The 11,473-nt window shown below is 72.3% G+C and carries 7 protein-coding genes; 1 reads left to right on the forward strand and 6 read right to left on the reverse strand.

The window, feature by feature from the left end; translation table 11 throughout:
- Window positions 1-178: 178 nt before the first annotated feature.
- Window positions 179-697 carry a hypothetical protein gene (locus ACFRAR_RS31480; RefSeq protein ID WP_380702400.1) on the reverse strand — a complete coding sequence of 173 codons (519 nt, stop codon included), beginning with the start codon at window positions 695-697 and terminating at the stop codon, window positions 179-181.
- 298 nt (window positions 698-995) lie between these two features.
- Here ACFRAR_RS31480 and ACFRAR_RS31485 point away from each other — a divergent pair, with 298 nt between their 5' ends.
- Entirely contained in the window at window positions 996-2,435 is a 1,440-nt protein-coding gene (locus ACFRAR_RS31485; protein WP_380702402.1) for an ABC1 kinase family protein, read from the forward strand.
- Between the two features lie 68 nt (window positions 2,436-2,503).
- Here the strand turns inward: ACFRAR_RS31485 and ACFRAR_RS31490 are convergent, their stop codons facing one another.
- The 5 genes from ACFRAR_RS31490 to ACFRAR_RS31510 all read right to left on the reverse strand — a co-directional run bounded on the left by ACFRAR_RS31490 (window position 2,504) and on the right by ACFRAR_RS31510 (window position 11,333).
- Complete coding sequence (locus tag ACFRAR_RS31490) at window positions 2,504-5,473, reverse strand: amino acid adenylation domain-containing protein (protein WP_380702404.1); 2,970 nt, start codon at window positions 5,471-5,473, stop codon at window positions 2,504-2,506.
- 356 nt (window positions 5,474-5,829) lie between these two features.
- Entirely contained in the window at window positions 5,830-6,474 is a 645-nt protein-coding gene (locus ACFRAR_RS31495) for a response regulator (protein WP_380702406.1), read from the reverse strand.
- Window positions 6,438-7,757, reverse strand: a complete 1,320-nt coding sequence (locus ACFRAR_RS31500) for a sensor domain-containing protein (protein WP_380702408.1) — start codon at window positions 7,755-7,757, stop codon at window positions 6,438-6,440. Before ACFRAR_RS31500 ends, ACFRAR_RS31495 begins: the two co-directional genes overlap by 37 nt.
- A 280-nt stretch (window positions 7,758-8,037) precedes the next feature.
- Window positions 8,038-10,548 (reverse strand): ABC transporter permease, encoded by a 2,511-nt coding sequence (locus ACFRAR_RS31505; protein ID WP_380702410.1) that lies wholly within the window; start codon window positions 10,546-10,548, stop codon window positions 8,038-8,040.
- Window positions 10,548-11,333 (reverse strand): ABC transporter ATP-binding protein, encoded by a 786-nt coding sequence (locus ACFRAR_RS31510; protein WP_380702412.1) that lies wholly within the window; start codon window positions 11,331-11,333, stop codon window positions 10,548-10,550. Before ACFRAR_RS31510 ends, ACFRAR_RS31505 begins: the two co-directional genes overlap by 1 nt.
- Between the last annotated feature and the right edge of the window lie 140 nt (window positions 11,334-11,473).

Consider the following 11,473-nt stretch of genomic DNA (forward strand, 5'->3'; position numbering starts at 1 on the left):
ACAGCATTCCCGGACCGGGCCGGGCCGCCGCGTGCCGGGAGACCTCGGGGTCCGCTTTCCGGATGTCGCCGAACGAATTCCGGAATAGCGGGACCGCTTTTCGTGACAGGGGGGGGGCGGGCAGTGGTGACGGGTTCGCCGACCACTGCCCGGCCTCACGGGTCGCTCAACGGGTCGCTCAGCGGCTCCCGCGGGCCACCACCCGTTCCTCCAGCCGGTCCATGAACCTCTCGCCGCGGCGGACCGAGGCGGTCCTGAAGGCCCGCCGGATCCGCCCGGCGACCGGCAGCCGCACACCGCCGAACAGGGCGAAGCGCACCCGTCCGTCCGGCTCCGCCACCGCCGCCATGCCGCCGACCACGGCCTTGCTCTGCATCAGGCACCAGCCGGGCCTGAGCAGCACGTCGAAGCGCTCCCTGGTCCCGACCGCGCTGACCGCCACCGCCCGCTGCCGCTCGGCATCCGGCTCGGCGGGATCGAGCGTGAACGACCTGAGCCCGTTGACCACCCTGGGCAGTTCGTGCTCCAGGTCGCTCGCCACCGACCAGACCTCGTCGAACGAGGCGGGCAGCACCCGCTCCGCGTAGAGCGGATGGTTCCCGCCGACCGCGAGCACCCGCAGGCGGCTCACCGCGTCGAGCTCGACCGAGGGCCAGCTCTGCCGAGGATGCTCGACCGGCCCTTCCCTGCTGTCCATCGTTACCTCCCTTGACCAGTCGCCCGGTACACCCGTACCGGGCCCGCTCACCGACGGGACCCGCCGCTCGGGGCCCGGCGGCCCGACCCCCGAACGGGTCGGGACCGGCGCAGTCAGACACATCTCCACCGGGTATGAGGCGGCCGGAGGGCCGGACAATCCCGCACTCCGCGAAAAAGTCCGCGCTCTTGTGCCGACCGCCGGGATCCTCACGCCCTTCCGGCGCCTCTTGTCCCCTGACGACCGCTGCTCCGGACCCATCGACCGGCGGCAGGGCGTGGACCGGAAGGGGAGGCGGATGGACGGCGACGAGCAGTCGGACCGGCGGCGCGGCGAGGCGGGCTCCGGGCCCTGGACGGGCGCCCGGCCGTGGAGCGGCGGCAGCGGCCGGCGCACCGGGCCGGGTGCGGGACCGGCGGACGCGCTGCCCTGGCGCCCCTTCGCCCGCACCGCCCGGCTGGCCTCCCTGCCGCTCGGCTTCGCCGGGCGCTCCGTGGCGAAGACCGGACGGCGGCTGCTCGGCGAGCCCGGCGCCGCGCTCAACGAGGAGTTCCAGCGGCGCGCCGCCGAGCAGCTGTTCACGGTCCTCGGCGGGCTCAAGGGCGGGGCGATGAAGGTCGGCCAGCTGCTCTCGGTCTTCGAGGCGGCGCTGCCGCCGTCCGCGGTGGCTCCCTACCGGGCCGCCCTGACCCGGCTCCAGGAGGCGGCCCCACCGCTCGCCGCGGAGCCGATGCGCGGGGTCCTGGCGGCCGAACTCGGGGCCGACTGGCCGGAGTTGTTCGCCGAGTTCGACGAGGCCCCGGTGGCCGCCGCCTCGATCGGCCAGGTGCACCGCGCCCGCTGGCGGGACGGCCGCGCGGTCGCCGTCAAGATCCAGTACCCGAACGCCCGGGAGGCGCTGCTCGGTGACTACGAGCGGATCGGCTCGGCGATCCGGGTGCTCTCGCTGCCCTACCGCGGCCTGGACATCGGCCCGATGGTGGCCGAGCTGAAGAGCGGGGTGGCCGAGGAGCTGGACTACCGCCTGGAGGCCGCCGCCCAGCAGGCGTTCGCCGAGGCCTACCGGGACGACCCCGACATCCACGTCCCGGCGGTGGTCGCGCACACCGGCCGCGTCCTGGTCACCGAGTGGCTGCCCGGACGGCCGCTCGCCGAGGTGATCGCGCAGGGCACCGCCGCCGAGCGGGACTCGGCCGGCCTGCTGCTCGCCCGCTTCCTGCTCTCCGGCCCGGAGCGCGCCCGGATGCTGCACGCCGACCCGCACCCGGGCAACTTCCGACTGCTGCCGGACGGCCGGCTCGGCGTGCTCGACTTCGGCGCCGTCAAGCGGCTGCCCGACGGCCTGCCGAACACCCTGGGATCGCTCCAACGGCTCGCCGAGGACGGGGAGTTCGCCGCCGCGGAGGAGCTGCTGCGGCAGTCCGGCTTCCTGCGCCGGGGGGTGGTCGCCGGGCCCGAGCTGGTGGCCGCCTTCCTCGGTCCGCTGGCGGAGCCGCTGCGCGGGCCCGAGTTCCGCTTCGACCGGGCCTGGCTGCGCGAGGAGCTGGCCCGGACGGCGGGCCCCGGCGCGCGCGGCCTGGTGCGCAAGCTCAACCTGCCGCCGGAGTACCTGCTGATCAACCGCGCGGTGACGGCCGGCTGCGCGGTGCTCTGCCAGCTGGACTGCGTGGTCCCGTTCCGGGCCGAGGCGCTGCGCTGGCTGCCGGGGTTCGCCGGGCCCGCCGCCGGCGGGCGGTGAACCGACCGGACCCGCACGCGCCGGAGGCCCGCCCGGCGGGGATCCGCCGGACGGGCCTCGGAGCGGCGTCAGGACGCCACGGGCTGGACCCCGACGTCGCGGGCCAGGGCGGCCACGCGTTCCACCGTGGGCTCGGCGAGCAGCTTGGGCAGCTCGGCCATGAAGGCGGCCTCCTGGTCCTCGGTCAGCAGCTCCCGGCAGACGGCCGCGAGCATGCCGAGCAACGAGACGGAGTCCCCGCCGAGGTGGTGGAAGTCCGACTGGACCTCCAGCCGGGAGCGCTCCGCCCCCAGGGTGCGCGCCCAGATGTCGGCCACGGCCTCCTCGGTCGGGTCCATCGGGGCGAGCGGTTCCCCGCCGGCGGGCGCGCCGGCGGGCGACTGCCCGGCGAACGGGTCGGGCAGCGCCTTCAGGTCGACCTTGCCGCTCACCGTGTAGGGCAGTTCCGGCACCGTCATGATGGCGGCGGGCACCATGTACGGGGGCAGCACTTCGGCCAGGTGGTCGGTCAACTCCCCCGGTGTGACGGGCGAGTTGGTCAGGGCGTAGCCGTACAGCGCCTTGCCCGACCGCCCGGTCCGGCTCCGGGCGACCACCACGGCCCGGTCCACCGCCGGGTGGTCCTCCAGGGCCTGGGCCACCTCGGCCGGCTCCACCCGGTGGCCGCGCACCTTGACCTGGTCGTCGATCCGCCCGACGCACTCGATCTCGCCCGAGGGCAGCACCCGGGCCAGGTCGCCGGTGCGGTAGACCCGGCTGCCGTCGGCGAGGTGGACGAAGCGCTCGCGGTCGAGCTCGGGCCGGCCGAGGTAGCCGCGGGCGAGCTGGACGCCGCCCAGGTACATCTCGCCGGTCTCGCCGGGGGCGACGAACCGGCCGTCCGCGTCGAGCAGGTGCACCGTGGTGTTGTCCGCGGGCAGTCCGATCGGCACCACGGCGGCGCCGCCGTCCAGTTCGGCGTCGAAGGTGTGCGCGGTGCACCCGATGGTGGCCTCGGTCGGCCCGTACTCGTTGATGATCCGGCAGTCGGGCCCGAACATCTCCTGGGCCCGGGCGGCGACCTCCACCCGCAGCTGCTCGCCGATCACGATCACCGTGCGGTACCCGGTGGGCGACAGGTCGAGTCCGCCGATCAGGTCGAGGTGGGAGGGCGTCAGGTTGAGCGCGTTGGCGCCCGACTCCTCCAGCAGCCGGCGCAGCGAGAGGTGGGTGGGGTCCTCGGGCATCAGGATCACCCGGCCGCCCGCCAGCAGCGGCAGGAAGACCGAGGTGCCGGTGACGTCGAAGGAGGGCGAGGTCACCAGCGGCAGCCGGGTGTCCTCGTCCACGTCGAAGGCGCGCAGCCCCCAGTGGACGTAGTTGACCAGGTTCCGGTGCTCGATCTGCACGCCCTTGGGGCGCCCGGTGGAGCCGGAGGTGTAGATGACGTAGGCCAGGTCCCCGGGGGCGGCGGCGACGTCCCGCCAGTCCTCGGGCGCGGCGCCGGCCACGGCGAGGTCGTCCAGCAGCAGCGGCTCGCAGCCCGCCGGGAAGCACTCGCGGACGTCGTACGGCTTCTCCACCAGGCAGTGGGTGGCGCCGGCGTCGGTCAGCAGGTCGGCCAGGCGCCCGTCCGGGTGCCGGATGTCCAGCGGGAGGTAGCAGGCCCCGGCCCGCAGCACGCCCCACACCGCGGCGATCGAGGCCACCGTGCGGCCCGCGAGCAGCCCGACCACGTCGCCGGGGCCGACGCCCCGCGCGCGCAGTTCGGCGGCGACCGCGTCCGCGCGGCGGCTCAGCTCCCGGTAGCCGACCTCGCCCTCGGGGCCGCTGAGCGCGATCCGCTCCGGGGTGCGCTCGACCTGCTCCCGGAACAGCTCGACCACCGAGCGCCCGGAGGGCAGCGGCCGCTCGGTGCGGTTCCCCTCCCACTGCCGGTGCGCGCGCGGGGAGAGCGCCTCCTCGATGGTGTCCAGGACGGCGTCGGCCCGCTCCGCCAGGCCGGGGCCGTCGTGCCAGGCCACGGTGACCTCGGTGCGGCCCGCGCTCTCCAGCAGGTTGACCTCCAGCGGGCCCCCGGGGCCCGTGGTGCCCAGCGGGTAGACCGCGTCCGCCCGGAAACCGTCGGCACGGAACTCGGCCAGTGCGACGTTGCCCATGTGGGAGACGTACGCGAGGCTGTTGTACCGGTTCTTCCTGGCCGCGAAGAAGTCGATCCCGGCGTTGACCAGGCGCATCACCGGCAGCGGTGTGCGCAGGATCGAGTCGGGGAACTGCGGGGCCAGTTCGGCGTCGGCGGCGAGCAGGGTGAGCAGCCGCTGCTGCACCTCCTGCCAGCCGTCGCCGGCCTCGACGTGCAGTTGCACCGCGCGGGCCAGCGAGGCCGTGGAGCGCAGCTCCGGGCGGTGGCGGCGCAGGTCGACGGGGACGAAGAACCGCCCGCGGCCGGAGCCGTACGACGTCGCCAAGGCCGCAGCCACCTTGGCGGTCGCCGCCGGGTGGCGGCCGTCGACGGACCGGCGGCGCCAGAGCACCCCGGAGGAGCCCGGTGAGCGGCGGCCGAGCAGCGGCTCCCACTCCAGCTTCGGGTTGGGCTGGGCCGGCGGCAGGTCGCCCGTCCGGTCGAGCCCCTGGATCAACTCGCTGTCGTTGAGCCGGGAGTCCGCGCCGATCGGCTCCTCGCCGCGCAGCGCCCGGAACACGTCCGCCGCCCACAGCAGCAGGCCGCGCCCGTCGGTGATGCCGTGGAAGGCGCGGAACACCACGGTGGAGCGCTCTCCGGGCGCCAGCAGCACCTCGCAGGCTCCGCCGCTCGCGTCCAGCGGTCTCTGCAGGGCGGGCGACCCGAGCAGGTCACCGGAGGTGTCGAGGATCCGGACGGACGGCGCGGTGCCCCGGTCCACCCAGTCCTTGCCCCGGCGGACCAGCCGCATTCCGGGGGACGCCTTCGCGGCGGCCGCGACCGCGCGCGTCAACTGATCCTTCGTCAGATGTCCTTCGCCCTCGACCACATGGGCGACGCAGTGGCCGGGCCCCATGGCCAGGAACACCCACTCCATCGGCGAGACGGCACGGGCGTAGGGTCGGGTGCCGGGAGGGGTTTGAGCCCGCGGCGAGGCTGGTAGTGAGTCTCTGCCTGATTGAGCACTCAAATTGATCACACTCTTTTCATGGCCCGGTCAACATCACCGTGCGCGGCCAAGTAGCATGTCGGTAGCCACGCGTGACAATGTCGGCACCCGACGTGCGCTGGAGTGCCGTCCCGTTGGCTAACCCCGGACGCTATGACCTCGCACCGGGCCCGAGTACCCCTCATCCCCCCTATGTACTACCGGTGTTCAACTCGACACGCCCGAGCCCTGTCCGGCGGCCGGGTCGGCCGGACAGGGCTCGGGCGTGTCCGCTCGGCCGCCGCTCAGGCGTTGAGGTACGCGAGGACCGCCAGGACGCGCCGGTTGCTGTCGCTGTCCGGCGGCAGCATGAGCTTGCCGAAGATGTTCGAGATGTGCTTGGCCGCCGCGCCCTCGGTGATGAACAGGCGTTGCGCGATCGCGGTGTTGGAGCAGCCCTCGGCCATCAGTTCCAGGACGCTGCGCTCGCGGGCGGTGAGCGCGCCGAGCGGCTGGTCCCGCGCGTGGCTCACCATCAGCTGGGCGACCACCGCCGGGTCCATCGCGGTGCCGCCGGCGGCGACCCGGCGGATCGCGTCGATGAACTGCTCGTTGTCGAAGACGCTGTCCTTGAGCAGGTAGCCGATGCCGCCGGTGCCGTCGGCGAGCAGTTCCCTGGCGTACATCTGCTCCACGTGCTGGGAGAGCACCAGGATCGGCAGCTTGGGGATCTCGCGCCTGGCCTGGAGGGCGGCCTTGAGGCCCTCGGTGGTGAAGGTCGGCGGCAGCCGGACGTCGACGATCAGGATGTCGGGCCGGTGCTCGGCCGCGGCGGCGAGCAGGTCGGGGCCGTTGTCGACGGCCGCCACGGTCTCGAAGCCGTAGGCGTCGAGGAGTTGGATCAGCCCCTGCCTCAGGAGGAAGAGGTCTTCAGCGAGGACAATACGCACGGTATCTCCATCTTGATCACGGTCGGGCCACCCAGCGGGCTGCCGATCTCGAGGGTTCCGTCGAAGGTGGCCAGCCGCCGGCGGATGCCGTGCAGCCCGGTCCCCTTGGTGGCGTCGGCGCCGCCGCGGCCGTCGTCGGTGACCCGGGCGTGCAGCACGGCGCCGTCGTGCCAGGCGCTGACCTCGACGTGCTCGGCTTCGGAGTACTTCAGGGCGTTGGTCAGCAGCTCCGACACCGCGAAGTACAGGGCGGATTCGAGCGGCGGCGGCGCCTCGCCCGGGATGGTCACCCGCACCTCGACCTGGAGCGGGCTGGCCAGGCCCAGTGCGCGCAGGGCGTCGGCCAGGCCGCGTTCGGCGAGGATCGGGGGGTGGATGCCGCGCACCAGGTCGCGCAGTTCGCGCAGCGCCGCGACGGAGGAGGTGCGGGCGTCGCGCAGCAGTCTGCGGGCCTCCTCCGACTCGCCCGTGAGGTGGCGTTCGAGCGCCCCGAGGGTCAGGCCGAGGCCGACCAGCCGGGCCTGGGCGCCGTCGTGCAGGTCGCGTTCGATCCGGCGCAGTTCGGCGGCGGCCGCGTCCAGGGCACCGGTGCGGGTCTCGGCCAGGTGCTGGACCCGCAGGGCGAGCCGGGAGCTCTCGGTGGGGCCGAGCAGCAGCCGGCTGAAGTGCGCGTGCACGGTGAGGAAGAGCGGGCTGAACCAGGTCCAGGCGACGAAGAGCGCCGCTGCCGCCAGCGCGGCCAGGACCGCGGTGGGGTAGCTGTCGATCGCGACGAAGAAGTACTCGCGCCCGGTGCCCTGCGCCCGCAGGACGGGCCGCCACAGGCCGAACGCCAGGGCGAATCCTTCGAGGACGTAGTAGAGCACCACGGCGGGCAGGAAACCGATCATGCCGACGGCCGAGTTGAGCAGCAGCCAGGCCAGGTCCCGCCAGGTGGCCTGATCGGTCAGAATCCATTTGCAGCGGCGGATCCAGCCGACGATGTCCTTCTCGAACTCGTCGGGTTCCGGCTGGTAGGGAACCGCGATCTCGATTCCCGATCGGGCGGCCACCCGCCGGTTGGCGTTGCACAGCCAGCGGACCCACCTGGTCACGATCGGCAGCACCATCGCGCCGATGCCGATGACGAACAGGATCACGAAATAGGCGGTGATCAGGAACAGGCAGATCGAGAGCATGGCGCCCATCGCGATCAGCCCCCCGACCGCCAGGTCGGTGCCGGCCCGGCGGAGCCGGGCGGGGAACTCCCGCAGGAGGTTCCCGAGGTTCACCCGGACGCGCAAGGGCCCTCCCCTCGGGATATCGCCCGGCTCGACGGAGCCCGCCGGAATAAGGACGGGCCGGAAGAAGGGCGGTAAGCGAAACACACCTGAACGATCGTCCATCCGTGACGGCAATGTTTTTTCTGATCATTGCCACGTTACTAAAACTCAACGCGCCCCGCCGAGTTGAGCGGCCGACGGTCGACAACCGGCCGGACCGGCCGAAAACCATCGGCCGGAAAACGGCTGCGGGGCCGCTCCTCCGTCCGGGGGTGACGGAGAAGCGGCCCCGGCGTGCCGGTCAGGCGGGGGACCTGGCCGTTTCGATCGGCGGCGTCCGCATCCCCCTCCAGGAGGGGAAGAGGGTCGCGCCGAAGATCAGGACGAGTGCGCCGAAGACGATCGCGAGGTAGATGCCGATCGAGCCCTTCGGCAGGATCGAGTCGGCCTTCACCAGGCTGTACGGGACGATCGTGGTCGCCGAGGCGATGGTGCCCAGGACGGTCGCGATGATGGCGACCAGGGCGCCTTCGACGCTCAGCATGCCCAGCACCTGGGCCTTGGTGGAGCCGGTCAGGCGCTGGAGGCCGAACTCGCTCTGGCGCTTGCGGGTCACCGCCACCAGGCTGTTGATCACGGTGATCGCCGCGTAGCCGACGATCATGGCGACGATGGTGTAGTTCGACGAGACCAGGATCTGCTGGATGTTGTTGTTGGAGCTGGTCAGCGTCGAGCGGTCGGCGATCGCGGTGCCGGGCGCCGAGGCCGCCACGCCGTCGAGGCGGGACTGGATCTGGGCGTGGTCGGCGGCGCCGTCCGCCTTCACCAGGATCTTGCCCGGCAGGCCGCTGGTGGTGTGCGGGGCCAGCACGTCCGAGGGCAGCAGCAGGTACTGCTCCTTCGGGTTGTCGGCGTAGGTGGCCACGACCTTGGGCTCGGCGGCCGTGCCGTCACCGAAGTGGATCTTCAGGTTCTCGCCGATGGCGACGCCGTAGTCCTTGGCCTGCTTGTCCGACAGGGCGACGGTGTTGCCCTTCAGGTCGCCGATCGACCCGTTCAGCGAGTCGAGCGCGATGGTCTGCTGGACGCCGTTGGCCGAGACGCCGCGCAGGTCGATGGTGTCGCCGGCCGCGGAGTCCACGAAGCCGATGGAGCTGACCAGTTCGGAGGCGCCGGACACACCCGGGATGGAGCGGACCGAGTTGACCACGGCCGGCGCGAAGCCGCCGGTCGAGGAGTCGAGCACATAGTCGGCCAGCACGTTGTTCTGGTAGCTCTTGGCCGAGACAGTGTCCTCGGTGGCCTGCATGTACAGGGTGCCGGTGGCGATGCCGATCAGCAGGATGATCGGGGCCACCGCGCCCGCCATCCGGACGTTGTTGGTGGTGGCGTTGCGCAGCGCCAGGTACCCGGACAGACCGGAGACCGCGCGGACCGGCACGCTGAGCGCCGTCACGATGCCCTTGGTGATCCCCGGGGCGAGCATCGCCACCCCGATCGCGAACAGGACGGAGGCCGGGCCGGCGGTGCTCGCCAGGGACGGCCCCTCCTTCATGACCGTCACCGTGACGACCGACAGCATGACGCCGTTGAGCATGAAGAACAGTGCCAGCAGCAGGCGCGGGGTGGTGAGCCACTTGGCCTGGAAGGTGCTCTCGGCCAGGGCCGCGACCGGCTTGGTCTTCGCGGCCTTGCGGCCGGCGAACAGCGCCGCCCCCATGGCGGCCGCGATCGCCGCGACGGCGCCGACCGTGAGCGGGATCCAGCCCTCGTGGAAGACGATCTCCTTGGACACCACGCCGTTGCCGGTCAGCTGCCCGTACAGGAGCTTGCCGATGAGGAGGCCGGGGAAGACCGCCAGGGCGGTGGCGATCACCGACAGCACGGCGGTCTCACCGAGGATCATCCGGCGCACCTGCTTGGAGGTGGTGCCGATCGCCCGCAGCAGGGCCATCTCGTGCGCCCGCTGCTGGAGCGAGAGCCCCATCGTGGAGGCCACGCCGAACATCACGATCAGGACGGCCCAGCTGCCGAAGATGGCCGACAGGATGGTCACGGTCTGCTGGCTGGACAGCACGCCCGGCAGGTCGGCCAGGCCGCGCCGCTCACCGCTGAGCACCATCGCCTTGCCGCTGACCGCCGCGCTGACGTCCTTCTCCAGCGCGGCGGCGTCGACGCCGGCCGCCGGCTGGACGCCGATGGAGTCGAACTTGCCCTCGGCCCCGGCCAGTTGCTGCGCCTGGGCATCGGAGAAGAACAGGCTCGGCTTGATCGTCCCGCCGCTGTTGTGCTGGGCGACGCCGGAGACCGTGAAGTTCCGGGCCGTTCCGCGCACGTTCAGCTGCACGCTGGAGCCGACGCCGGCGCCCGAGTCGGTCGACAGCTTGGAGTCCAGGACCACCTGGTTGGCGCCCGGGGCCTGGCCCTGGGTCAGGGTGAAGGGGGTCAGTCCGGCGCTGGACCAGTTGTGGCCCTTCGAGCCGGCGTCGACCGCCTTGCCGCCCACCACCACGGTCGCGGGGAAGGACAGGTCGGTGATCGCGTTGCCGACGCCCGGGACCGCCTTGACGGTGTCGAGCACCCCCGCGTCGATCCGGTTGCGCTCGGTCAGCGCGGTGTCGTTGTAGGTCTGCTCACCGGTCACCACGAACGGGACGCCGGCGAGGCGCTGCGGCGGGGCCGCCATCCGGATGCCGGTCTCCATCAGGCCACCGCAGGCCATCACGATCGCGGCGCCCAGGAACATCGCCACGAAGGTGGCGATGAACCCGGCCTTGCGGAACTTCAGTGTGCGAAGAGCCAGCAGCAGCATCAGCGGTTACCGCCCGACAGCGAGGGCTCGTCGTCCCAGGCACCGAGCCGGGTCATCCGCGCGGCGACCGCCTCGGCGGTCGGCTGCCACAGCTCGCCGACGAACTGGCCGTCCGCGAGGAAGACCACGCGGTCGGCGTAGGAGGCGGCCACCGGGTCGTGGGTGACCATGACCAGGGTCTGGCCGCCGGCCGTCACCGACTCGCGCAGCAGACCGAGCACGGCCGCGGCGGTACGGGTGTCCAGGGCGCCGGTCGGCTCGTCGGCGAAGACCACGGCGGGCCGGGTCACCAGGGCGCGGGCGATCGCCACGCGCTGCTGCTGGCCGCCGGAGAGCTGGCCGGGCAGGTGGTCGAGCCGGTCGGCCAGGCCGACCCGGTTGACCACCATCAGGATCTGGTTCTTGTTCGGGCGCTTGCCGGCCAGCTGGAGCGGCAACATGATGTTCTGCATCACCGTCAGCGCCGGGAGCAGGTTGAACGCCTGGAAGATGAAGCCGATCCGGTCGCGGCGCAGCTTGGTCAGCGACACCTCGTCCAGGTCCGCGAGGTTGGTGTCACCGACCAGCACCTTGCCGGAGGTCGGCTGGACCAGACCGGCGGCGCAGTGCAGGAAGGTGCTCTTGCCGGAGCCCGAGGGGCCCATGACGGCCGTGAAGCTGCCCGTCTCGAAGGTCATGTTCAGTCTCTTGAGCGCGGCCACCTCGTTGTCGCCCTTGCCGTAGATCTTCTCGACGGCATCCAGACGCACGGCCACTGTCCGCTGACCGTTCTCCTGAGTCTGCACTGGAACTCCCACCCGGTTAGTCACGCACCTCACGCGAACTGGTAACAACGTTAGAAGCGGCGGCGGTTCGGCACATTGCCATTGTTTGGCGTATCGGAGGTAGAACTTTCTCTACCTCCGCGACGGAGGTTCTTCCACCG

Origin of the sequence: Kitasatospora sp. NPDC056651 (assembly GCF_042792155.1) — a bacterium.
Classification (GTDB): Bacteria; Actinomycetota; Actinomycetes; order Streptomycetales; family Streptomycetaceae; genus Kitasatospora.

Bases quoted from the DNA above. Each gene is read 5' to 3' on its own strand.
- ACFRAR_RS31480 (WP_380702400.1), bottom strand. From the start codon at position 697: ATGGACAGCAGGGAAGGGCCGGTCGAGCATCCTCGGCAGAGCTGGCCC.
- ACFRAR_RS31485 (WP_380702402.1), top strand. From the start codon at position 996: ATGGACGGCGACGAGCAGTCGGACCGGCGGCGCGGCGAGGCGGGCTCC.
- ACFRAR_RS31490 (WP_380702404.1), bottom strand. From the start codon at position 5,473: ATGGAGTGGGTGTTCCTGGCCATGGGGCCCGGCCACTGCGTCGCCCAT.
- ACFRAR_RS31505 (WP_380702410.1), bottom strand. From the start codon at position 10,548: ATGCTGCTGCTGGCTCTTCGCACACTGAAGTTCCGCAAGGCCGGGTTC.